The 23,998-nt window shown below is 71.1% G+C and carries 16 protein-coding genes; 10 read left to right on the top strand and 6 right to left on the bottom strand.

All coding sequences use genetic code 11. The features are described from left to right. Positions 1–864: sensor domain-containing protein (locus AC5Y5Z_RS17570; protein ID WP_499926560.1), on the top strand; the 864-nt coding region annotated here is incomplete at its 5' end. Continuing rightward, on the top strand, positions 861–1,556 hold the full coding sequence (locus tag AC5Y5Z_RS17565) for a sensor domain-containing protein (RefSeq protein WP_473140156.1): 696 nt from the start codon (positions 861–863) through the stop codon (positions 1,554–1,556). The genes AC5Y5Z_RS17570 and AC5Y5Z_RS17565, both read left to right, overlap by 4 nt. Positions 1,557–1,559: 3 nt before the next feature. Here the strand turns inward: AC5Y5Z_RS17565 and AC5Y5Z_RS17560 are convergent, their stop codons facing one another. Further along, on the bottom strand, positions 1,560–2,378 hold the full coding sequence (locus tag AC5Y5Z_RS17560) for a crotonase/enoyl-CoA hydratase family protein (protein ID WP_463828370.1): 819 nt from the start codon (positions 2,376–2,378) through the stop codon (positions 1,560–1,562). 64 nt (positions 2,379–2,442) lie between these two features. Here AC5Y5Z_RS17560 and AC5Y5Z_RS17555 point away from each other — a divergent pair, with 64 nt between their 5' ends. Then, positions 2,443–4,095 carry an acyl-CoA synthetase gene (locus AC5Y5Z_RS17555; RefSeq protein WP_499926557.1) on the top strand — a complete coding sequence of 551 codons (1,653 nt, stop codon included), beginning with the start codon at positions 2,443–2,445 and terminating at the stop codon, positions 4,093–4,095. An 11-nt stretch (positions 4,096–4,106) separates the two neighbouring features. Here AC5Y5Z_RS17555 and AC5Y5Z_RS17550 read toward each other — a convergent pair whose 3' ends face one another. After that, positions 4,107–8,168, bottom strand: coding sequence for a PE family protein (locus AC5Y5Z_RS17550; RefSeq protein WP_499926555.1), 4,062 nt, complete (start codon positions 8,166–8,168; stop codon positions 4,107–4,109). Positions 8,169–8,321: 153 nt separating this feature from the next. On the opposite strand from AC5Y5Z_RS17550, the gene AC5Y5Z_RS17545 reads away from it, so the two are divergent. From AC5Y5Z_RS17545 to AC5Y5Z_RS17535, 3 genes are read left to right on the top strand one after another with little or no spacing between them, the layout of a single operon-like run. Continuing rightward, positions 8,322–9,089 (top strand): fructosamine kinase family protein, encoded by a 768-nt coding sequence (locus AC5Y5Z_RS17545; RefSeq protein ID WP_463828373.1) that lies wholly within the window; start codon positions 8,322–8,324, stop codon positions 9,087–9,089. A gap of 51 nt (positions 9,090–9,140) precedes the next feature. After that, positions 9,141–9,971 carry an amidohydrolase family protein gene (locus AC5Y5Z_RS17540; RefSeq protein ID WP_463828374.1) on the top strand — a complete coding sequence of 277 codons (831 nt, stop codon included), beginning with the start codon at positions 9,141–9,143 and terminating at the stop codon, positions 9,969–9,971. Further along, the gene (locus tag AC5Y5Z_RS17535) at positions 9,968–11,515 is read left to right on the top strand and encodes an acetolactate synthase large subunit (protein WP_499926553.1); all 1,548 of its coding nucleotides are present in this window, start codon (positions 9,968–9,970) and stop codon (positions 11,513–11,515) included. Before AC5Y5Z_RS17540 ends, AC5Y5Z_RS17535 begins: the two co-directional genes overlap by 4 nt. A 6-nt stretch (positions 11,516–11,521) precedes the next feature. On the opposite strand, the gene AC5Y5Z_RS17530 is transcribed toward AC5Y5Z_RS17535, so the two are convergent. The 4 genes from AC5Y5Z_RS17530 to AC5Y5Z_RS17515 form a co-directional block, all read right to left on the bottom strand. Next, positions 11,522–16,657, bottom strand: coding sequence for a PE family protein (locus tag AC5Y5Z_RS17530; protein WP_499926551.1), 5,136 nt, complete (start codon positions 16,655–16,657; stop codon positions 11,522–11,524). 297 nt (positions 16,658–16,954) lie between these two features. Further along, positions 16,955–18,457: a long-chain-fatty-acid--CoA ligase FadD17 gene (gene fadD17 / locus AC5Y5Z_RS17525; protein ID WP_499926549.1), complete on the bottom strand. Its 1,503-nt coding sequence runs from the start codon at positions 18,455–18,457 to the stop codon at positions 16,955–16,957. A 4-nt stretch (positions 18,458–18,461) separates the two neighbouring features. Next, positions 18,462–19,559: an acyl-CoA dehydrogenase family protein gene (locus AC5Y5Z_RS17520; protein WP_499926548.1), complete on the bottom strand. Its 1,098-nt coding sequence runs from the start codon at positions 19,557–19,559 to the stop codon at positions 18,462–18,464. Positions 19,560–19,584: 25 nt separating this feature from the next. After that, the gene (locus tag AC5Y5Z_RS17515) at positions 19,585–20,766 is read right to left on the bottom strand and encodes an acyl-CoA dehydrogenase (RefSeq protein WP_463828379.1); all 1,182 of its coding nucleotides are present in this window, start codon (positions 20,764–20,766) and stop codon (positions 19,585–19,587) included. A gap of 227 nt (positions 20,767–20,993) precedes the next feature. Here AC5Y5Z_RS17515 and AC5Y5Z_RS17510 point away from each other — a divergent pair, with 227 nt between their 5' ends. The 4 genes from AC5Y5Z_RS17510 (at position 20,994) to AC5Y5Z_RS17495 (ending at position 23,997) form a co-directional block, all read left to right on the top strand. Beyond that, a complete protein-coding gene (locus tag AC5Y5Z_RS17510) occupies positions 20,994–21,185 on the top strand; it encodes a ferredoxin (protein ID WP_463828380.1) in 192 nt (63 codons plus the stop codon). 13 nt (positions 21,186–21,198) lie between these two features. After that, on the top strand, positions 21,199–22,104 hold the full coding sequence (locus tag AC5Y5Z_RS17505; protein ID WP_499926546.1) for a 3-oxoacyl-ACP reductase: 906 nt from the start codon (positions 21,199–21,201) through the stop codon (positions 22,102–22,104). Positions 22,105–22,344: 240 nt separating this feature from the next. After that, on the top strand, positions 22,345–23,109 hold the full coding sequence (locus tag AC5Y5Z_RS17500; RefSeq protein WP_463828382.1) for an MlaE family ABC transporter permease: 765 nt from the start codon (positions 22,345–22,347) through the stop codon (positions 23,107–23,109). 45 nt (positions 23,110–23,154) lie between these two features. Continuing rightward, a complete protein-coding gene (locus AC5Y5Z_RS17495) occupies positions 23,155–23,997 on the top strand; it encodes an MlaE family ABC transporter permease (RefSeq protein ID WP_463828383.1) in 843 nt (280 codons plus the stop codon). Position 23,998 lies beyond the last annotated feature (1 nt).

Genomic DNA, 23,998 nt, shown 5'->3' with positions numbered 1-23,998 from the left:
AAGGAATTGACCGCCGCAGCCCGCGCGGCCATCACCGGCCCTCCTACCGGACCGCAACCCGTGATGACTCCGCAACCGATTCCGCCCGGGCCGGGCGGGGTGGATCCGAGATTCGCTCCCGCTGCCGGGCCGTGGCACGGCGCCCCCGCGGCCGCGCCGTGGCCACCACCCGGGCCCCGACAGCAACCCGTGGCGTTCGCCGCCGGCGGTCAGGTTGGTCGGTGGCAGCGGCACGCGGTCGCTGTCACCGCGGTTTGCGCCGTTGTCGCCGTCGCGATCGCGGTGCCGATCATCTTCGTGGCCACCGGGTCCTCCGAAGCGGCGGGACCGGCGTTGCTGTCGGTGCAGCAGGTCAACAACGTCATGGGCGAAAAGAACTATCGGCTCATCGACTCGGCACGCAAACTCACCGAGCCCGGCTTCACCGTCACGCCGCAACAGTGCGGAGCAATTCAGTCGATCGATATGAAAGCGGCATTCGCTGCCGTCGGCATCAACACGGCCGATTCCCAGACGTTGCACGCCACCGGAAACGACATCCGGGGCAGCGTGGATCAATATCTGGCGAACGCGCCATCGGTGTCGGCGGCGAATCGCTTTCTGCAACAACGACTGCAGGCCTGGCGCAGCTGCAACAACCTGGATTACTCGGCCGGTGGCGTCAAGATGAAAGCGACGATCGTCGCGGACGGACGCACCAAAATATCCGCGCAATACCATTTCGTCGACGACAGCAGCTTCCTGTGTCAACAGAACGTGGCCACGTCCGACACCGCCATTGCGACCGTCATCGTCTGTGACAACCGGGCCGGCGTCGAGTCGAAGGCAGACACCCTCGTTTCCAAAATCCTGGCGGCATCATGAATCGCAAACTGCTGACATGCGCGCTGATCGCGGTCGCCGCTGTCGCGATCATCGTCACCACCGTCGTCCTGCGGGCCGGTAACAGCCGGGCCAAGCCATCGACCGAGCAACCGTTGGCCCCGGCGCTCACCGTCTCAACGCTGACCGAGGCAGAGATCCGGTCGGCGGTCGGCGACAACTCGTTCGTGACCTCGAGTCGGTTCAGCCGGCTGTCGAAGGATCCGGTCCGGGTGAATCCCGCCACCTGTATCGGAATTTCGATGATCGTGCCGCCCGATTCCCTGACCGGCATCGACTGGGTGGCGCTCAGGGGCGCGGTGGGATCGTCCCCGCAAGGTGAACGGACGCATTACGTCGCGCAGGGAATGGTCGCCCTCGGCACCGAAGACAAGGCCAAGACATATCTCCGGACGGCGACGCAGTCGTGGCAGAAATGCAACGGCCAGTCATACACCGTCGACGCCAGCGGCACCGTCGGCCATTGGCTGATGAAGTCGATGAAACAGACCGACACCACCCTGACCGCGGCCATTTCGCAGGAGAATTCGCGATACACCTGCCAGCACGTGCTGACATACCAAACGCAGTATGTCGTCGACGTGGTGGCGTGCGGTTACGACACCGTCGACCAGGCTCAGGTTGTCGCCAACCGCATCACGAGCAAATTGAGCAGCAATCTCGCCAACCCGTAACGGCTAGCGGTTCTGGAATTGCGGCTTGCGCTTCTCGGCGAATGCGCGCGGGCCCTCTTTCGCGTCGTCGGAGAGAAACACCGAGACCCCGATCTGGGTGTCGATCTTGAAGGCTTCGTTTTCGTGCATGCCTTCGGTTTCGCGAATGGTGCGCAGGATTGCCTGGACCGCCAGCGGCCCGTTGTTCTCGATGATCTCGGCGAGTTCGAGGGCCTTGGTCAGCGCCTGGCCGTCCGGGACGACATGCCCGATCAGCCCCATCTCCCTGGCCTCGGCGGCGGTGATGTGCCGACCGGTCAGCAGCAGGTCGCAGGCCACCGTGTAGGGAATCTGGCGCACCAGTCGCACGGCCGAACCGCCCATCGGGTACAGACTCCACTTGGCCTCGGAGATGCCGAACTTTGCGCTCTCGCCGGCGATACGTATATCGGTGCCCTGCAAGATCTCGGTGCCGCCGGCGATCGCGGGTCCTTCGACAGCGGCGATCAACGGTTTGGTGAGTCGGCGCCCCTTGAGTAGCGCATCGATGCGCGACGGGTCGTAGCTGCCGTCCTTGAACGAATCCCCCGGCGGCTTCTGCGTCGCCGTTTTGAGGTCCATGCCTGCGCAGAAGTAGCCACCGGCGCCGGTCAGGATGGCGCACCGAATGTCGGGGTCGTTGTCCACCCGGTCCCAGGCCTCGACCATGATCCGCATCATTTCGGTGCTCAGAGCGTTGCGACGGGCCGGCCGATTCATCGTGACGATCAGCGTGTGACCGCGCTGCTCGACCAGCGCGTCGGCTTCCGAAGAACCGGATTCGTTTGCTGGGCTCTCGCTCACCGGGACCGCCTTTCGCGCGACATCGGGCATCAGCTTGTCAAGAAATGTAACACGTTCTAATTTGGTGGCCGTGGCCCTGAATATTGCTGACCTCGCCGAGCACGCTATCGACGCTGTGCCGGACCGCGTAGCGCTCATCTCCGGTGACGAGCAGTTGACCTACGCCGAACTGGAAGAGAAGGCCAACCGCCTCGGGCACTACCTGATCGACCAAGGTGTGCAGAAGGGCGACAAGGTGGGCCTGTACTGCCGCAACCGCATCGAGATCGTCATCGCGATGCTGGGCATCATCAAAGCGGGCGCGATCCTGGTCAACGTCAACTTCCGCTATGTCGAGGGCGAACTACGCTACCTGTTCGAGAACTCCGACATGGTGGCGCTGGTGCACGAGCGGCAGTACGCCGACCGGGTCGCCAACGTGCTGCCCGACACCCCCGACGTCAAGACGATCCTGGTGGTCGAGGACGGCTCCGACAACGACTATCAGCGCTACGGCGGCGTCGAGTTCTACGCCGCGCTGGAGCAGGGGTCCCCCGAGCGCGACTTCGACGAGCGCAGCGCCGACGACATCTACCTGCTCTACACCGGCGGCACCACCGGCTTCCCCAAGGGCGTGATGTGGCGGCACGAGGACATCTACCGCGTGCTGTTCGGCGGCACCGACTTCGCCACCGGCGAATTCATCAAGGACGAGTACGACTTGGCCAAAGCGGCCGCCGCGAACCCGCCGATGGTCCGCTACCCGATCCCGCCGATGATTCACGGCGCCACCCAGTCGGCCACCTGGATGTCGCTGTTCTCGGGCCAAACCACCGTGCTGGCACCGGAATTCAACGCCGACGAGGTATGGCGGACGATCCACCAGCACAAAGTCAACCTGCTGTTCTTCACCGGTGACGCGATGGCGCGCCCGTTGCTCGACGCGCTGTTGGCACACCAGGACGCCGGCAACGAGTACGACCTGTCGTCGCTGTTCCTGCTCGCGTCGACGGCCGCGCTGTTCTCACCGAGCATCAAGGAGAAGTTCCTCGAGCTGCTGCCCAATCGCGTCATCACCGACTCCATCGGGTCGTCGGAGACCGGTTTCGGCGGCACCAGCATCGTCGCCAAGGACGCGCCGCACAGCGGCGGTCCCCGGGTCACCATCGACCACCGCACGGTGGTCCTGGACGAGGACGGCAACGAGGTCAAGCCGGGCTCGGGCGTGCGCGGCTTCCTCGCCAAGAGAGGCAACATCCCGCTCGGCTACTACAAGGACGAGAAGAAGACCGCCGAGACGTTCCGGACCATCAACGGGGTCCGCTACGCGATCCCCGGCGACTGGGCGCTGGTCGAGGAGGACGGCAGCGTCACCATGCTGGGACGCGGTTCGGTGTCGATCAACAGTGGCGGCGAGAAGATCTACCCCGAGGAGGTCGAGGCCGCTTTGAAAGGCCACCCGGATGTCTTTGATGCGTTGGTGGTCGGGGTGCCCGACCCGCGCTACGGTCAGCACGTGGCCGCCGTCGTGCAGGCCCGCGAAGGAGCCCGGCCCTCGCTGGCGGAGCTGGACAGCTTCGTGCGGTCGGAGATCGCGGGATACAAAGTGCCGCGCAGCCTTTGGTTCGTCGACGAGGTGAAGCGCTCGCCCGCGGGCAAGCCGGACTACCGGTGGGCTAAGGAGCAGACCGAGGCCCGGCCCGCCGACGACGTGCATGCCGCGCACGTAACCGCCTGACCAGCCGGCGATCAGCCCGGGGCGCCCACCGTGCCCCTGGGGCCGGTGTTCCCGGCGTCGCCGTCGATGCCGTCGACTCCCGGCGCACCCAGATGAGCCGGATTGGCGGCGGTGCCCGGGGCATTGCCCGCGCCGCCGTCCCCGCCCGCTCCGCCGAGCCCACCGAAGCCGGCGCCGCCGCCCGAGCCGCCGGCGGCCTGACCGTTGGGACCGATTCCGCCGGCCCCGCCCTGCCCGCCGTTCCCGCCCCGGCCGCCGTCGGCGCCGTTTCCGCCATCGCCGCCGTTTCCGCCGTTGCCGCTGTAGGCATTGGATGCGGCGGGACCACCCTTGCCGCCGTCACCGCCGGCGCCACCGGCCGCGCCTACTCCTCCGGTGCCGCCGTCGCCGCCCAGGCCGCCGACGCCACCGACCGCGCCGGTGAGATCGCCGACGGTGCCGGCGTTGCCCCCGGTGCCGCCCGCGCCGCCGTCGCCGCCGGTGCCGCCGGTGCTGGTCAGTCCGCCGGCGTCGCCGCCGCGGCCACCGGTTCCGCCGTTACCGCCGGGCTCGTAGGCGCTGTAGCTGAGCCCGCCGTTTCCACCGTTTCCGCCGCGTCCGCCCGTCCCCCCGGCGCCACCGTCGCCGCCGTCGCCCGCGTGGTAGTAGAAGTCGATATCCCAGGCGTTCGGACTGAGGACTTCTCCGCCGTCGCCGCCGTTTCCACCGTTTCCGCCGGCACCGCCCCGGCCGCCGTCGCCGCCCTGGCCGCCCTGGCTGGGAAAGTTGTTGTTGACGGTACGGTCGGCGTCGCCGCCGCGCCCGCCGTTTCCGCCGTTCGCGCCGGTGCCGCCGTCGCCGCCGTTGCCGCCGTCGCCACCGACGGCAACGATCATGTTGCCACTGGTGCCGGTGCCGCCACTGCCACCGTTGCCGCCTTGCTGACCGGTCGTCACGCCGTTTGCGCCACTCTCACCGTTCGCCCCCCAGGGGATGCCGTCGGCACCGTCGGCACCGTCGGCGGCGTTGTCGATGTGTATCGGCGGGGGATTGGTGCCCTCACCGCCGGTACCGCCCGACCCGCCCTGGCCGCCGGCCCCGCCGTTGCCGACGGTGCCGGCCTTGCCTTCGACGCCGCCGCCGGCGCCGCCCGCGCCGGCCAAGCCACCGTTGCCGCCGTCCCCGCCGATCCCGCCGCGGCCGCCGTCACCGCCGGTGACGTGCGCCGCCGCTCCGGTGCTGGTTCCGCCGGTGCCGCCGGTGCCGCCATCGCCGGCCTTGCCGCCGTTGCCTCCGGTGCCGCCACCCACACCGCCGACACCGTCGCCACCGTCGCCGCCATCACCACCGTTACCGCCCTGGCCGCCGGTGCCACCGGTGCCGCCGGTGCCGCCGTCAGTGCTGTCGGTACCGCGGTAGCCGACAGCGCCCCGACCCCCGTTTCCGCCGTTTCCGCCGAGACCACCCTTGCCAACAGCCCCGGCGGTGCCGTCCGGGCCTGCGTCACCGCCGGCGCCGGCGTCGCCGCCGCGGCCGCCGTCGCCACCGTCGCCGCCGTGCGCGCCGTCGGTGGTGCCGGCCCCGGCCCGGGCGCCTGCACCGCCCTTGCCACCCGAACCGCCCTCCCCGCCGCGGCCGCCGCCGGAGCCGGCAGCGCCGCCCTTGCCAGCGTTGCCACCGTCACCCCCGTCGCCGCCGTCGCCGCCGGCCTGACCGCCGACGCCGCCGTTGTTGCCGCCGACACCGTCACCGCCTTGGCCGCCGTTGCCGCCGGCCCCGCCGTTGCCGCCGCCCGCGCCACCCCGGCCGCCGGTTCCGCCGTCGCCCCCGGCAAACCCGGAGGCACCCGCTGCGCCCGGCGTGCTGGTCGACGTGCCGCCGAGGCCGCCGCCGCCGCCGTCGCCACCCCTGCCGCCGTCGGCGCCGCCGCCTCGTAGTCCGTGTTCGCCGGTGTCGCCGCCGGTTCCGCCGCTGCCGACTGTGCCGCCGCTCCCGCCGTCGCCCGCATCGCCGCCTGCGCCCCCGTTGCCGGCGTCACCCCCGATGCCCGTGTCGTTGGCGACGCCCGACCCGCCGTTGCCGCCATAGCCGCCGTTGCCGCCCTGACCGCCTTTACCGCCGCTGCCGTTCGTACCCCCGGCGCCCGAGTTGCCGCCCTGGCCACCTTCACCGCCCTTGCCGCCGGCGAAGCCGTCGGTGCCGTCTGCGCCGGTATTCGACGCCGCGCTGACGCCGTTGCCGCCGGTCCCGCCCGTGCCCCCGGTCCCGCCGGTACCACCGGTGCCGGCATCGCCTCGGGCGCCGTCGGCACCCCCGTGCCCGCCGCTGCCCGCGCCACCGCCTGCACCGCCTTGACCAGCGTCTCCGCCGGTGCCGCCGGTGCCACCCTGGCGGCCGACCCCGCTGGAGTTGTCGGCGCCCGATCCGCCCTGTCCACCGGTGCCGCCCTGCCCGCCGGTGCCGCCCTGGCCGCCGCTGCCGTTGGTTCCGCCCGCGCCGGTCTTACCGCCTGCCCCGCCCTCACCACCGGTACCGCCGACGAAACCGGTGTCGCCCGTGGCGCCGCTGCCCGCAGCCGCGTCGGCACCCTTGCTGCCGGTGCCGCCGTCCCCGCCCCGACCACCGGTGCCGCCGGTGCCGGCGTTGCCGGCCACCCCGCCCTGCCCGCCGGTTCCCGCCGCACCACCGAGCCCGGCATCGCCGCCCGCCCCGCCCTTTCCTCCGGTGGTGCCGTCGCTGCCGGCGACGGTCGCACCACCGGTGCCACCCTTGCCACCCGTGCCACCACTTCCGCCGACGCCACCCGAACCGTTGATTCCGCCGTCGACCGCGTTGCCACCCTGGCCACCGTCGCCCCCGGGGCCCCCGGCGAACCCGTCGCCGCCGGTGAGCCCGGCGGCGGATTTGGTACCGGCTAAGCCGCTGCCACCAGCACCCCCGGCGCCTCCGGTGCCACCGGTGCCGGTGCTGCCTGCGTGGCCGGCCACACCGAACAATCCGCCTGCCTCCCCGCCGGCACCGCCGTGACCGGACACCCCGCCCACACCGCCCTGGCCTCCGGTGCCCCCGATGCCACCCAGACCGGCGACCGCGCCGTCCGCACCAGTTCCGCCGGCGCCCCCGGTGCCGCCCGCTCCGGCCGCCCCGCCGGTACCGCCTGGGCCCAGCAGCAGGGCGCCGTGACCGCCGGCGCCGCCGTCTCCGCCGATACCACCGGTGCCGCCGACCGCTGCGGTGGCGCCGGCACCGCCGGTGCCACCCACACCTCCAGCACCGCCGGCACCACCGCGGGCCAGCAGTCCGCCCGGACCGCCGACTCCACCACGCCCGCCGTCGCCACCGGTACCACCACCCTCGGATCCCGGGTCGCCCGCGCCGCCGGTCCCGCCGGCCCCGCCGGCGCCGAACAGCCATTCCGCGCGCCCGCCTGCCCCGCCCGTGCCGCCACCGGAACCACCGGTGCCACCGGCGCCGCCACCACCCCACAGCAGTCCGCCGTTGCCGCCGGCGCCACCCGTGCCACCGCCGGATCCACCGGTGCCGCCGGCACCTCCGACGCCGAGCAGCCAGCCCCCGCTGCCACCGGCGCCGCCGTGGCTGCCGGCACCGCCGGTACCGCCCGTACCGCCCCGGCCCAGTAGTCCAGCCGACCCGCCGTTGCCGCCGGCCTGCCCGGCGGCCCCGGCCGCACCGTTACCGCCGTCACCGAACAACCAGCCGCCGTCGCCGCCGCTGCCACCGGGCGTGGTGGCGTCGGCCCCGTTGCCGAACAGCGGCCGGCCGAAGATGGCCGGCGGGGTGATCGCGGCAGCCGATGCGGACTCGGTGCCCGAGTAGGCCACGGCCGCCGCGCTGAGCGCACTGGCGAATTCCTGCTGGAACGCGGCCACCTGCGTGCTGACCGCCTGGTAGGCGGTGCCGTGCGCACCGAACAACGCACCGATCTGCGCCGACACCTCGTCGGCCGCCGCTGCGGCCAGCTGGGTGGTGGCCTGCGCGGCGGCAGCGTTCGCGTGCTGCAGGGCCGACCGGATCTCGGCCAGGTTTTCTGTCGCAGTGGCGATCAGATCGGGTGCGGCGGAAAGGAACGTCATCACGCGACTCCGGCATTGTGCACGACTATTCGAGAATCGACGTTTCCGTCAATTGTCACGGAAATCTATCGCGATTTCGCCGGGCACGTAGTGGTTTCGGCGAGAGAACCAGTTCGTCGGACTCAACTCCGGGCCGGTGTCTACAGTCGCGTCGTGAGCGACTTCGTCAAGAGCCGGGTGGGCGCGCCGGACCGTTTCTTCGCGTGGGAGGCCGCCGGTCTGGGTTGGCTCGCCGACGTCGACGGCGGCGTGCCGTGCGCGCGGGTGGTGTCCGTGGACGCGACCAGCCTCACCCTGCAACGACTCGAATCGGTGCGGCCCAGCGGCGCGGCGGCGCGGGAGTTCGGCAGCAGGCTGGCCGTCACCCACGACGCCGGAGCGGCGGCCTTCGGCGTCGGGCCCGACGGCTGGGACGGCCCGGGATTTTTCGGGCCACTGTCCCAGCCGCTGCCGATGTCGCTGCGCGGGCACCGCAGTTGGGGTCTTTGCTACGCCGACGAACGGCTGGCCCCGATGGCCGAGCTGGCCGGCGGCCAACTCGATGGCAGCACCCGTGACGCCGTCGATGCGGTCGTGCGGCGTTGTCGTGCAGGCGACTTCGACGACGACGACCCGCCCGCCCGGCTGCACGGCGATCTGTGGAGTGGCAACGTGATGTGGACACCGGCCGGTGTGGTGTTGATCGACCCCGCCGCGCACGGCGGCCACCGTGAGACCGACCTGGCGATGCTTGCGCTGTTCGGCTGTCCGCATCTGGACGCGGTGATCGCCGGGTATCAGCACGTGCGACCGCTGCGACCCGGATGGCGCAGTCGAGTGCGGCTGCATCAACTGTTCCCGCTGCTGGCGCACGTGGTGCTGTTCGGCGGCGGTTATCTGAGTCAGACGCACGCGGCTGCACGCGAGGCGTTGCAGGCGTGACCTGTTGCCGCTCCGCGGCCGGCATCGTCAGCGAGTTAGAGTCAACGCGCGATGGCGATCGACGTGTGGATGCAGCATCCGACTCAGCGGTTCCTGCGCAACGAGATGCTGGCCTCGCTGCGACGCTGGACCGGGGGGTCGATCCCGGATGCCGAGATACCCATCGCGGCCACGGTGGCCTCGATGGACGCCGGCGGCGTGCAGCTCGGCCTGCTGAGCGCGTGGACCGGACCGGGTGGGTTGGATCTGGTCTCCAATGACGAGGTAGCCCAATGGGTTTCGCTGTACCCGGATAGGCTGGCCGGGTTGGCGGCGGTGGACCTGGACCGTCCGATGCGGGCCGTACGAGAACTGCGTCGCCGCGTCGCCGACGGCTTCGTCGGGCTGCGGGTGGTGCCGTGGCTGTGGAACGCACCGCCCACCGACCGGCGCTACTATCCACTGTTCGCCCAGTGCGTCGAGTCCGGCGTGCCGTTCTGCACCCAGGTCGGACACACGGGTCCGTTGCGGCCGTCGGAGACCGGTCGACCCATTCCATATGTCGACCAGGTGGCACTGGACTTCCCGGAACTGGTCATCGTGTGCGGCCACGTCGGCTATCCGTGGACCGAGGAAATGGTCGCCGTGGCCCGCAAGCACGAGAACGTCTACATCGACACCTCCGCCTACACGGTGCGTCGCCTTCCCGACGAACTCGTCCGATTCATGAAAACCGGTACGGGGCAACGCAAAGTGTTGTTCGGCACCAACTATCCGATGATCTCCCATTCGCACGCCCTCGCCGGCATCGACCAACTCGGACTCAGCGACGAGGCGCGGCGCGACTTCCTGCACGGCAATGCCGAGCGGGTCTTCAGGCTGCAACGAAAGGCGGACAGATGAACGGAGCCCAGGCACTGATCAACACCCTGGTCGACGGTGGCGTCGACGTGTGCTTCTCGAACCCGGGCACCTCGGAGATGCACTTCGTCGCCGCCCTGGACACCGTGGACCGAATGCGGGGCGTACTAACCCTTTTCGAGGGTGTGGCCACCGGCGCCGCCGACGGTTACGCGCGCATCACCGGTCGGCCCGCCGCCGTACTGCTGCATCTGGGACCCGGACTGGGCAACGGGTTGGCCAACCTGCACAACGCGCGGCGCGCCCGCGTCCCGATGGTGGTGGTCGTCGGCGACCACGCCACGTACCACAAGAAGTACGACGCCCCACTGGAATCCGACATCGACGCCGTCGCCGGCACCGTCTCGGGCTGGGTGCGCCGCACCACCGACGTCGCCGAAGTGGGGGCCGACACCGCCGATGCCATCGCCGCCTGCGTGTCCGGCTCGATGTCCTCGGCGCTGATCCTGCCCGCCGACGTGTCCTGGTCCGACGGCGGCCGGCCGGCCAAGACGGTCGCTTCCTCGTTCTCCGGCGGGCACGTCGACAACGGTTCGGTGGCTGAGGTTCTGCGCTCGGATGAACCCACCACCATCCTGATCGGCGGCGACGCCACCCGCGGGCCGGGGCTGGCCGCGGCCGCGCGGATCGCCGCAGCCACCGGTGCCCGCCTGCTGTGCGAGACCTTCCCCACGCGGCTCGAACGCGGTGCCGGCGTTCCGGCCGTCGAACGTCTGGGGTACTTCGCCGAAGCCGCGGCCGCCCAACTCGAGGGCAGCAAGCATCTGATACTGGCCGGGGCCAGGTCGCCGGTCTCGTTCTTCGCTTACCCGGACCTGCCCAGCGACCTCGTGCCGCCGGGTTGTCAAGTCCATCGGCTCGCCGAATTCGGTTGCGCTGGAATAGCTTTGGTTGCCCTGGCCGAGGAGTTGGCGCCGGGAACCGAGGTGCCGGTGGCGGTGGCGTCGCGTCCGGAGCTACCGTGCGGGCCGTTGACGGCGGCATCGGCGGCCGACGTGATCGGAGCGCTGCTGCCCGAGCGGGCGATCGTCGTCGACGAATCCAACACCTCAGGTCTGTTGCTGCCCGCCGCGACCGCCGGCGCCCCGGCGCATGACTGGCTCACCCTGACCGGCGGCGCGATCGGCCACGGCATCCCGACCGCGGTGGGCGCCGCCGTCGCGGCACCGGACCGTCCGGTGCTGTGTCTGGAGTCGGATGGTTCTGCGATGTACACGATTTCGGGATTGTGGACCCAGGCCCGGGAGAACCTCGACGTCACCACCGTCATCTACAACAACGGCAAGTACGACATCCTGCGCATGGAACTGCAACGCGTCGGCGCCGGGTCGGCGCCCGGCCCCAAAGCCCTGGACCTGCTCGACATATCCCGTCCCACAATGGATTTCGTACAGATCGCGCAAGGCATGGGCGTGCCGGCGCGACGGGCCGGCACCGCCGAAGAACTGGCTGACGCGCTGCGCGACGCCTTCGCCGAACCCGGGCCACACCTGATCGACGCCGTGGTGCCGTCGCTGCTGGGATAACCGTGCTCAGGTGACCTGACCGTCCTGGCCCGGGTTGCCGGGCGACCCGCCCGAGCCGTTGATGTTGCCACCGCTGATACCGCCGTCGCCACCCTCGCCGCCGTCGCCACCGTTGCCGCCGGGCGAGCCGACGCCGTTGCCGCCGTCGCCCCCTCTGCCGCCGTCGCCGCCGTCGCCGCCTCGGTCGTACTGCGAACCACCGCCCTCGCCGCCCTCGCCGCCGGTGCCACCGGGGCCTCCCCTTCCGCCGGTGCCGCCCGGGCTGGGGTTGCCGCCGTTTCCACCCCGGCCGCCCTGGCCGCCCGTGCCCCCGTCGCCACCGTCATACCCATTCGCCCCGTAGCCGCCCGTGCCACCGGTCCCACCGAGGCCGCCTTTACCCGCGTCGCCACCATCGCCGGGTGCCCCGCTGCCCAGGCCGGCGTCACCGCCGTCGCCGCCATCGCCGCCGTAGCCGCCGGGCGAGGCTGATCCACCCGTGCCATCGGCACCTGGGAAGCCGATCCCACCGGTCCCGCCTGCACCGCCTACCCCACCGTTGCCGTTGGTGCCGCCCAGCGCGGCCGATCCCCCGCCGCCGCCGTCTCCACCGCGACCACCCACGTCGGCGTCATGACCGTTGCCGCCTCTACCTCCGGTCCCGCCTTCTCCGCCGACACCGGCGTTGCCGTTGGTGCCGCCGGTATTGGCCAGCCCGCCGGCACCGGCGTCGCCGCCTTCGCCGCCCCGACCACCCGCGGCAGCCACGCCGGCACCCGCGTCACCGCCGCGGCCGCCTTCCCCGCCCTTGCCACCGTTGCCACCGAGACCGCTGGCCGCGCTACCCTGCGCGCCGGTGTTCAGGCCACCGATGCCGCCATTCCCGCCGCCACCGCCGTCGCCACCGACTCCGCCCGGAATGGTCGGGAAGCCGTTACTGCCGCGACCGCCGTCGCCACCGTCACCGCCAGTGCCCGCGCCGCCACCGAGAGCGGCCGCACCGACGCCGGTACCGGCATTGCCGCCCTGGCCACCTTCCCCGCCGCTCCCACCGTTTCCGCCGGGAACACCGATCGGGGCCTCCGGCGCGTCACCCCCGTCGCCTCCGTCACCGCCGCGCCCGCCCTCGCCGCCGTTACCGTTGGCGCCGCCGATACCGGCCCGGCCGCCGTCGCCGCCGCGCCCCCCGGTACCGCCGTTCTGGCCGCCGTCACCGTTGCCGTCGGCTGCGTTCGCTCCGTTGCCGCCGTCGCCGCCGCGGCCGCCGTCACCGGCGGTTCCGTCGTAACCCTGCGCTCCGCCGACATTGGCGTCCCCGCCCGCTCCCGCATTCCCGCCGGTCCCGCCCGTGCCACCGGACCCGGCGGGACCCAGGGGCCCCGATCCGCCCTTGCCACCGGTACCGCCCAGGCCACCGTCGCCGCCGTTGCCACTGTTGACACTGCTGACACCGTCGGTGTTGAGGCCGCCTCGACCGCCCTGGCCGCCGTCGCCGCCGTTGCCGCCGAAGCCACCTTCGGAGTAGGCGTCTCCGGCTCCGCCCCGGGCGCCGCCACCACCGTTGCCGCCCTCGCCGCCTAGTCCGCCGCTGCCGCTGGCGCCGTTGCCGGTGCCGGCGTTCCCGCCGTCGCCACCATTGCCGCCGTTGCCGCCATACCCTCCGACGCCGCCCGAAGTGACGACTCCATCCGCGCCGATTCTGCCGTCGCCGCCGTCGCCGCCATGGCCACCGGCGCCGCCGTCGCCGTTGGTGCCGCCGACGCCGGCGTTGCCGCCGTTGCCGCCCAGGCCGCCGTTCCCGCCGTAAAAGCCGCTCTGGCCCAGGTTGGGACCGTCGTTGCCTTCTCCGCCCTTCCCCCCGCTGCCTCCGTTGCCTCCCGTGCCGGCGTTACCCTCAGTACCGCCGAGGTTGGCGACGCCGCCCGCGCCTGCGTCGCCGCCATACCCGCCATCACCACCCGAACCCCCGTTAGTGGTGCTGCCGGCCCCACCCGTGCCGCCGTCACCGCCGCGGCCACCGTTACCGCCGGTTCCGCTTGCGACACTGGTCGGGCTGCCGGACGCGGGGTTGTTCAAGCCGCCGACTCCACCTCGGCCGCCCTGACCGCCGTTGCCGCCCAACCCGCCGGATTGAGTCGGGGCACCGTTGCCACCCCGGCCACCCTCGCCACCGTCGCCGCCGGTTCCGGCTGCGCCGCCACTGGCGACCGCGCCGAGTCCCGAGCCGGCATTTCCGCCGTAGCCCCCTTCTCCGCCGTTGCCACCCTGACCGCCGGTACCGCTGAATCCGTTGGCAGCCGCTTTGCCGGCACCACCGTGGCCGCCGTCGCCGCCGCTGCCGCCGGCACCATTGGTACCGCCTGCGCCGGCATAACCGCCATTACCCCCCAGGCCGCCGCCACCGCCCCCGTAGCCCGCCTGGCCCGCAGCAGAGCCCGCAGCACCGACTCCACCATCGCCACCGTCGCCACCCTTGCCCCCGATCCCGGCGCTGCCTTCGGCACCGCCGACATTGGCGAAGCCGCCCTGCCCGGCGTCACCGCCGTTACCGCCGGTTCCACCCAACCCCGCGGTGTCGAGGGTGCCGGTGCCGCCGGTACCGCCCTCGCCGCCTTGACCGCCGTTCCCACCGGTTCCGCTGCCGGTGCTGCTGAGGGCACCGGTGTCGAGGCCGCCCCGGCCGCCCTGACCGCCCTGGCCGCCGTCGCCGCCTTGGCCGCCACCCTGGTTGAGGCTGCCGTTACCACCGCGGCCGCCACCGCCACCGTTGCCGCCGGTGCCGGCCGCGCCGCCGACCGCCCCTGCACCCACTCCGTCGCCGGCGTCGCCACCGTCGCCGCCGGCACCGCCGTCGCCGCCTTCGCCGCCCTGTCCGCCGAAGCCGGCGGCTGCGGCCTTCCCGGCACCGCCATTACCGCCGGTGCCGCCGGTGCCGCCAACTCCATTGGTGCCACCGGCACCCGCAGCACCGCCGTCGCCACCCCGGCCGCCCTCTCCGCCCTGGTAGCCGGCCTGACCGGCACCGCTGCCGCCGACTCCGACGCCACCGTTACCGCCGCCGCCGCCTTTGCCGCCGGTCCCTGCTTTGCCCTCGATGCCGCCGACGTTGGCCGCACCGCCCGCGCCGGCGTCGCCACCCTCGCCACCGACGCCGCCCGAGCCCGCGGTGCCGATGGTGCCGGTCCCGCCGGTCCCACCGTCTCCGCCCTGTCCGCCGGTACCGCCGGTTCCGCTGACGGCGCTGCTGGCAGAGCCGGTATCCAGGCCACCGGTGCCACCCTGTCCGCCGCGGCCGCCCGCGCCACCCTGGCCGCCACCTTGGTTGAGGCTGCCGTTACCACCGCGGCCACCTTCGCCGGCGTCGCCGCCGGTACCTGCCGCGCCCCCGCGTGCGGCCGCGCCGGTGCCGTCACCCGCGTTCCCGCCATCGCCTCCGTCACCGCCGTCGCCCCCTTGGCCGCCGGTGCCGCCGGACCCGTTGGGGGCAGCCTTCCCGGCACCGCCTCCTCCGCCGCGACCGCCTTCTCCGCCGGCGCCGTTGACACCGCCCGCGCCCGCCGCGCCGCCGTCCCCGCCCTGTCCACCTTCGCCGCCGGTGAAGCCGCCCTGACCGGCGCCGAGGCCTGCGGCGCCGGCACCGCCGTCACCACCCCGACCGCCCTTGCCGCCGGTGCCGTCGTTGCCGACGGTGCCACCCGTGCCGCCGGATCCGGCGTTACCGCCTGCACCTGCATCACCACCGTCACCACCGGTGCCACCATCGCCACCGATCGTGGTCAAGCTGGCCGCGCCCTTGCCCCCCGTGCCGCCGGTACCACCGGTACCGCCCTTGCCGCCGGAACCATTGACGCCGCCCGGGCCGGAATCGCCGCCCACACCGCCGGCGCCACCCGCACCACCGGCAAAGCCCGCGACACCGTTGGCGCCGGTGCCCGCAACCGCGGACGCGCCGGTGCTGCCGTCGCCGCCGTTGCCGCCCTCGCCACCCAGACCACCGACACCGGCGGCACCTGCTGCACCCGAGGCACTGAACAACTGGCCGGCACCACCGGCCCCGCCCTGGCCGGCGTTTCCGCCGGTCCCGCCGGTCCCGCCGGTGCCGCCGATCCCGCCGAGACCGGCCACACTGCCGGCGCCCCCGTCGCCGCCGTGCCCTCCGATACCACCGGAACCGCCGAGACCGCCGTGGCCACCCGCGCCGAGGAACAGCGCACCCTGGCCACCGGCGCCCCCGCTGCCGCCGGCGCCGCCGGTGCCACCGCTGTTCCCGACCGCCGCACCCGTGCTGCCCGCACCGCCGGCCCCACCGCTGCCGCCGTTGCCGCCGGCCCCACCGCCGGCGAACAGGCCACCGGCGCCGCCGGCACCGCCGGTGCCACCGGCGCCACCGCTGCCGCTGCCGGTCGCATCGGTGCCGGCACCACCGTCGCCGCCGGCTCCACCGGCACCCCACAGCAACTCGGCGCGGCCACCCGCCCCGCCGGTGCCGCCGCCGAACCCGCCGGTGCCGCCGGTGCCACCGCCACCCCAGATCCAGCCGCCGCTGCCGCCCGCTCCGCCGGTGCCACCCCCGCTGCCCCCGAGGCCACCCGCGCCGCCCACACCGAACAGCAGACCGGCCGCGCCGCCGGCGCCACCGGTCGCGCCGCCCGCTCCGCCGGCACCCCCGACCCCGCCGTTGCCCCAGAGTCCCGCCGCGCCCCCGGCGCCGCCGGCCTGCCCGGCGGCCCCGGCCGCGCCGTTGCCACCGTTGCCGTAGAGGATCCCACCGGCGCCGCCGGACCCACCCGGCGTTGTGGCGTTGGCGCCGTTGCCGATCAACGACCGTCCCAGCAGGGTTTGGGTCGGTGAGTTGATGACTGCCCACACGGCTTGCTCGGCGTTGAACGTCTCGGCCGTCGCATAGCTCCCGGAGCCGGCGCTGAGCGCAGCGACGAATTGTGCGTGAAAGGCACCCAACTGGTCGCTGATCGCCAGGTAGTCCCGGCCGTAAGCGCCGAACAGCGCTGCGATGCGGGTGGACACCTCGTCGGTGGCCGCGGCCAGGATCTGCGTGGTGGACGACGCGGCCGCCAGGTTGGCGGCTTCGAGCGTGGACCCGACCTTGGTCAGTTCGCCGGCAGCCGCAGCCACCATGTCCGGCGCAATGGAGACGAATGGCATGCGGCGGTTCCCCTCGACTCGACGCGCCGCCAGCAACGCCTGGATACGGCGCACACATTTACGCGGGGGATGGTATTACGCGCCTGCCCAAAAAGGATGAAGTTCGGAACATTTGAAGTTCCAGTGGATTTGGAGCAGATGCTCAACGAAGCCGAATTGTCGAAAGTTATTTCGCACCGCATCACTACTCTGTTTCAGTAAACCCAGCCAGCGGCCGGCCGGCCAGGCCATTGCGGTGCGACTGCCGGGTGCGGGTCAAGCCGCCGAGCTCAGGTGCCCGCGCCATGGCACCGGAGCTCAGTGACGGATCGGGAAGACCGGATCGCCGCAGTCGACGCCCTCGGCCGAGAGCTGTCGTTTGAGCACCTTGAAGGTGACCGTGCCCGGCAACCCGGCGCTGATCCGCACGTACGACGGCCACTGCTTGGGTCCGAGGTCGGGTTGGTCGGCCAGGAAGGCGCGGAACGCGGCCGTGTCGAACTGTGCACCGTCGACCAGCACCAGCGCGGCCATCACCCGGTCGCCGACCACCGGATCGGGCACCGGGTACACCGCGGCTTCGCGTACCTGCGGGTGTCGCAGCAGGACCCGTTCGATCGGCGCGGTGCCCAGGTTTTCGCCGTCCACCCGCATCCAGTCGCCGAGTCGGCCGGCGAAGTAGGCGTAGCCGGCCTCGTCACGGTAGGCGAGGTCGCCGCTGTGGTAGATGCCGCCGGCCATCCGTTCGGCCTCGGCGGCCGCGTCGTTGTAGTAGCCCTCGAAGCGTCCCGGCCCGGCGGTGTTGACCACCTCGCCGACCACGCCCGGCGGGCACGGCTCGCCGGTCTCGGGATCGACGATCTCGATACCGGCCGGCAGCGGGCCCAGCGATCCGGCGGGGGTGTCGGGTGTCCGGGCGATCGCCACGCCACCCTCGGTGGAACCGAACCCGTCCTGCACCCGGCAACCGAACCGGGCGGCGAAGCGGTCGATGTCGGAGGGGACACCCTCGTTGCCGTACACCGCCCGCAACGGATTGTCGGCGTCGTCGGGTTGCTCGGGCGTGGCGAGCACGTAGGACAGGGGCTTGCCCACATAGTTGGCGTAGGTCGCGCCGTAGCGGCGGACGTCCGGCAGGAACTGCGACGCGGAGAACTTGCGCCGCAACGCCAGCGAGCCCCGGCAGGCCGCGGCCACCGCCCAGCCGACCAGCACCGCGTTGGAGTGGAACAACGGCATCGACACGTAGCAGACGTCGTCGCGGCCCAGGCCGAAGCGCTGCGCCATCGTCGAACCGGCAACCGCCACCTTGCCGTGGCTGCACTTCACCGCCTTCGGCTCGCCGCTGGTTCCCGAGGTGAAGATCAGCATGAAAAGGTCTGTGGGACAAGCAGATTGGAAATCAGGCTGGGCGTCCCGGTGTGCGGCCAGCTCGGCGGCCCACGAATCGGAGTCGACGTCGACGTAATCGATGTCGTCGAGGGTGTGCGCCGATCCGGAGTCGGCCAGCACCAGCTGACAGTCGGCGTGGTCGATGTCGCGGGCCAGTGCGGCACCGCGGCGTACCGGGTTCAGTCCCACCGGGACGATGCCCGACATCCCCGCGGCCACCAGCATCGCGGAGAAGAACGGGGTGTTCTGCAGCAGCACACCGACGTGCGGCGGCCGGGCCGGATCCAGCCGGGCCCGCACCGCGGCCGCGATCGCCGCGCCGTGCCGCAGGTGATCGCGCCAACTGGTGAAGGAATCCTCGAAGTAGACGCCGCGGTCGCCGATCTCGGTCAGCGGCACCAGCAGGTCGGTGACGGTGGGATCGCTCACGGCACTAGGCCGGCGTCTCCGCCAGCTCACGGCCGATCAGACGCAGCTGCCCGGTCGCCCCACCCAGCGCGAACTCGGCCTCCTTGGCGGCCAGGAAGTAACGATGGACGGGGTGGTCGGTGTCCACCCCGACACCGCCGTGCACGTGCACGATGGTGTGCGCCACCCGGTGTCCGGCGTCGGCGGCCCAGAACGCGGCGGACGCCACGTCGATCTCGGCCGGAATGTCCTCGGCCACCTTCCACGCGGCCTGGGTCAACGTCAGTCGCAGTCCCTTGACGTCGATGTAACCGTCGGCCAGGCGCTGACCGACAGCCTGGAAGCTGCCGATCGGGCGGTCGAACTGCTCTCGGGTCCGGGCGTATTCGGCGGTCAGCTGCAGGCCGCGCTCCAGCACCCCGAGCTGGTAGGCGCTGCGGCCCAGGGCCGCGATGGTGCGCAACCAGGCCACCACGACACCGTCGCCCACTTTGCGGTCCGCCGGCACCTCGGTGCCGTCCAGGGACAGCTGCCCGACGCTGCCCAGGCCCGTGGTCTGCAACGGTGTCACCGTCACCCCCGGATCATCCGCGGCAACCAGGAATACCGCTGTGCCGGAATCGGTTTCGGCGGGCACCAGGAAGGCGTCGGCGACCGGCGCGAAACCGACCTGGGTGCGGGTGCCGGCCAATCGGTACCCCTCGCCGGACCCGGCGGCGCGCACCGGTCCCTCGCCCATCTCACCGGCCAGCGCCACCGTCAGGATCTTCTCGCCGCGCACCGCGGCAGCGCCCCAACTGCGCTGCAGCTCCTCGGAACCGAAGCGGGCCAGCGCACCGGACGCCAGCACGATCGAGTCCAGGTACGGCACGGCGGCCAGCTGGTGTCCGAGCGCGACCAGGATCGCGACCTGCTCGAGCACCCCGAACCCGTCGCCGCCCACCTGGGTGGCGGCCGCGCTGGTCAGAATGTCGCTGTCGATCAGCTTGCGCCACAGCTCGCGGTCGAAGCGTTGCTCGAGGCCGTCGAGTTCCCGCTGACGTGCCGGCGTGCACACCGCGTCCACAATGCTGTCGACCAGGCCTCCGAGGTCCTGGGCCGCTTCGGTCGTCGAGAAATCCATGAAAAGGTCCGTCCTGTCAGAGGATTCAGCGGTTGGCCCGGGGCAGGCCGAGAGCGACCATGCCGATGATGTCGCGCTGGACTTCGTTGGTGCCGCCGCCGAAGGTCAGGATCAGGCAGGCCCGGTGCATGCGCTCGACTCGGCCCCGCAGCAGCGCTCCGGGGGAGTCCTGACGCAGGGTGGCCCCGGTGCCCAGCACCTCCATCAGCAGCCGGTAGGCCTCGGTCGCCAGCTCGGTCCCGTACACCTTGGCCGCCGACGCGTCCGCCGGATTCAGCGACTCGGCATCGGCCGAGGCCAGCTCCCAGTTGATCAGCTTGAGCACCTCGGCCTTGGCGTGCACCCGGGCCAGGTTGATCTGCACCCACTCCGAATCGATCAGCCGCGCGCCGCCGTCGTCCTTGGTGTTCTGCGCCCATTCACGAACCTCGCGCAGGGCCACGATGATCGGTTGTGCCGACACCAGTGCGACGCGCTCGTGATTGAGCTGATTGGTCACCAGCTTCCAGCCGGCGTTCTCCTCGCCGACCAGGTTGGTCACCGGCACCCGCACGTCGGTGTAGTAGGTGGCGCTGGTGTCGGGGCCGGCCATGGTGTGCACCGGCGTCCAGGAGAAACCCTCGGCTGTGGTCGGCACCACCACCATCGAGATGCCGCGGTGCTTCTTGGCTTCGGGATTGGTGCGCACCGCAAGCCAGACCCAGTCCGCGTAGGCGATCAGGCTGGTCCACATCTTTTGACCGTTGATCACGTAGTCGTCACCGTCGCGCACCGCGGTGGTGCGCAGGTTGGCCAGGTCGGTGCCGGCGCCGGGCTCGGAGTAGCCGATCGAGAAGTGCAGCTCGCCGGCGGCGATCTTGGGCAGGAAGAATTTCTTCTGCTCGTCGGTGCCGAACGCCATGATCGTCGGCGCCACGCTGTTGATCGTCAGGAACGGCACCGGGGCACCCGCGATGGCGGCTTCGTCGGTGAAGATCAACGAGTCCATCGGCGCGCGGTCCTGACCGCCGTACTCCCTGGGCCAGTTCAGCGTGAGCCAGCCGTCCTTGCCCATCTGCGCCACGGTCTCGCGGTACACATTGCCGGTGCCGTATTCGCCCTGCACCGAACTCAGTGCCTCGCGGCGCTCCGGGGTCATCAGCCCAGCGAAGTACGAGCGCAGCTCGCGACGCAGCTCCTCCTGTTCAGGGGTGTAACTGATCTGCATTCCCGCTGCCTCCGATCGAGCGACCGTGCCCAAAGAAAGTCTCAGTGCAGCCGCCGTCTTCGACACCAGCGGATACCCATCCGTCATCCCGGTTGTAACACGTTCTAGTCTGGGAATCCAGCGACCTTTCTGCAGATGTGCCGGGGCCTTATGGTGGTGCAAGATGAAGACCGAGTTCGGATTTACGCGTATTCCCTAACTCCCAGCCCAGGTTCAAGGAGGATGCCGTGCGAGTGAAAGTTGACCGTGACCGGTGCGAAGGTAATGCCGTGTGCTTAGGGATAGCACCGGACATCTTCGACCTGGACGACGAGGACTACGCCGTGGTGAAGACCGATCCCATCCCCGACGGCCAGGAGGATCTGGCCGAGCAGTCGATCGCCGAATGTCCGCGCGCCGCCCTGGTACGAGAAGACTAGAGGTATTCATAAATTGAGTAGCAGCACGAATGCGACCGATCTCTCCGGAAAGGTCGCGGTGGTCACCGGTGCCGCCGCCGGCCTGGGCCGCGCCGAGGCGATAGGTTTGGCTCGGTTGGGCGCCACCGTCGTCGTCAACGACATCGCCGCCGCCCTGGATGCCTCCGACGTCCTCGACGAGATCGGCACCGCCGGATCCAAGGCGGTGGCCGTAGCCGGTGATGTCAGTGCGCGCTCGACCGCCGACGAACTCGTCACCACCGCAGACGGACTGGGCGGGCTCGACATCGTCGTCAACAACGCCGGCATCACCCGCGACCGGATGCTGTTCAACATGACGGACGAGGATTGGGACCAGGTCATCGCCGTGCACCTGCGCGGCCACTTCCTGCTCACCCGCAACGCGGCCACCTACTGGCGGGCCAAGGCCAAGGAAGCGGGCGGCTCGGTCTACGGCCGGATCGTCAACACCTCCTCCGAGGCGGGCCTGGTCGGACCGGTCGGGCAGGCCAACTACGGCGCCGCCAAGGCGGGCATCATCGCGCTGACGTTGAGCGCGGCGCGCGCGCTGGGCCGCTACGGGGTGTGCGCCAACGCGATCGCCCCCCGCGCTCGCACCGCGATGACGGCCGACGTGTTCGGCGCGGCGCCCGACGACGGCGAGGTCGACCCTCTCTCACCCGACCACGTGGTGACCCTGGTCGGGTTCCTGTCGTCGCCGGCGGCCGCCGAAGTCAACGGCCAGGTCTTCATCGTCTACGGCCCGCGGGTGACGCTGGTCGCCGCCCCGACCGTCGAGCACCAGTTCGACGGCGGGGCCGACGCCTGGGATCCCGCCGAACTCAGTGCCGCGATGCAGGGCTACTTCTCCGGTCGTGACCCGGCACTCAACTTCGCCGCCACCGCGCTGATGGACTGACCACCGGTCATCTCCCGGCAACCGCGTGACGGGCCGTAGCCAGACGTCGAAATCACGCGTTTTCGCTGATGGAGGTGGAGTACCAGCTGTGCATCTTCGCCGCAAAATATTTAGGGGTTAATCGACACTCGGAACTTGTTCTAGTTAGTATGAGCCCGCTCACACCAGGCAACGAGTCATCCAACGGTGTGTTCCGGTCAAGAAAATGTCGCCGCGAGCCGCAGATTGGGGGACCCGTTTTTGTTGCAGCGAATTGCCGTACCAGCCCGGGCCGTCGGTGGCTTTTTCGAGATGTCGATAGAGACCGCACGGGCCGCCTTCCGGCGGCCGTTTCAGTTTCGGGAGTTCCTGGATCAGACCTGGATGGTCGCGCGCGTCTCCCTGGTGCCGACGTTGCTGGTGTCCATCCCGTTCACCGTGCTGGTCGCCTTCACCCTGAACATTCTGTTGCGTGAGATCGGCGCCGCCGACTTGTCCGGTGCCGGAACGGCTTTCGGCACCATCACCCAGCTGGGACCGGTCGTCACGGTGCTGGTGGTGGCGGGTGCCGGCGCCACCGCGATCTGCGCGGACCTGGGCGCACGCACCATCCGCGAAGAGATCGACGCGATGCGGGTGCTCGGCATCGACCCGATCCAGCGCCTCGTGGTTCCCCGGGTGTTGGCCTCGACGCTGGTTGCGCTGCTGCTCAACGGCCTGGTGTGCATCATCGGGCTGTCCGGCGGCTATGCCTTCTCCGTCTTCCTGCAGGGGGTCAATCCGGGCGCGTTCATCAATGGACTGACCGTGCTGACCGGCCTGCGCGAACTGATCCTGGCCGAAGTCAAAGCGTTGCTGTTCGGCGTGATGGCCGGGTTGGTCGGGTGCTATCGCGGCCTGACCGTCAAAGGCGGCCCCAAGGGCGTCGGCAACGCCGTCAACGAAACCGTCGTCTACGCATTCATCTGCCTGTTCGTCATCAACGTGGTCATGACGGCCATCGGTGTCCGAATCTCAGCGAAATAGGGACGAGGTAACGGTGGGGGTCAGGCGAGCGATGGTGAGTATGCGATGAGCTACGACGTCACCTTTCGCCTGCGCAATTTCTTCTCGAGGTTCGCCGAACCGGTCGACAACTTCGGCGAGCAGGCGTTGTTCTACGGCGAAACCTTCCGCTACGTGCCCAACGCGCTCACCCGCTACCGCAAGGAGACCATCCGCCTGGTCGCCGAGATGACGCTGGGGGCGGGCGCACTGGTGATGATCGGCGGCACGGTCGGCGTCGCGGCCTTCCTCACCCTGGCCTCCGGCGGGGTGATCGCGGTGCAGGGTTATTCATCGCTGGGCAACATCGGCATCGAGGCGCTCACCGGGTTCCTCTCGGCCTTCCTCAACGTGCGCGTCGTCGCGCCGGTCATCGCCGGAATCGCGCTGGCGGCCACCATCGGCGCCGGGGCGACGGCTCAACTCGGTGCCATGCGGGTGTCCGAGGAGATCGACGCCGTCGAGTGCATGGCGGTGCACTCGGTGTCCTACCTGGTGTCCACCCGGCTGATCGCCGGTCTGGTCGCGATCGTCCCGCTGTACTCGTTGTCGGTGCTGGCCGCGTTCTTCGCGGCCCGGTTCACCACGGTGTTCGTCAACGGCCAGTCAGCCGGCCTGTACGACCACTACTTCAATACCTTCCTGATCCCGTCCGACCTGCTGTGGTCGTTCCTGCAGGCGATCGTGATGTCGATCGCGGTGATGCTGGTGCACACCTATTACGGGTACAACGCCAGCGGCGGATCGGTCGGCGTCGGCATCGCCGTCGGGCAGGCGGTGCGTACCTCGCTGATCGTCGTCGTGGTGATCACCCTGTTCATCTCACTCGCCGTGTACGGTGCGTCCGGCAACTTCAATCTGTCGGGGTAAC

This window comes from Mycobacterium sp. NGS29 (assembly GCF_059812965.1).
This window is presented reverse-complemented; position numbering and strand designations above follow the sequence as displayed.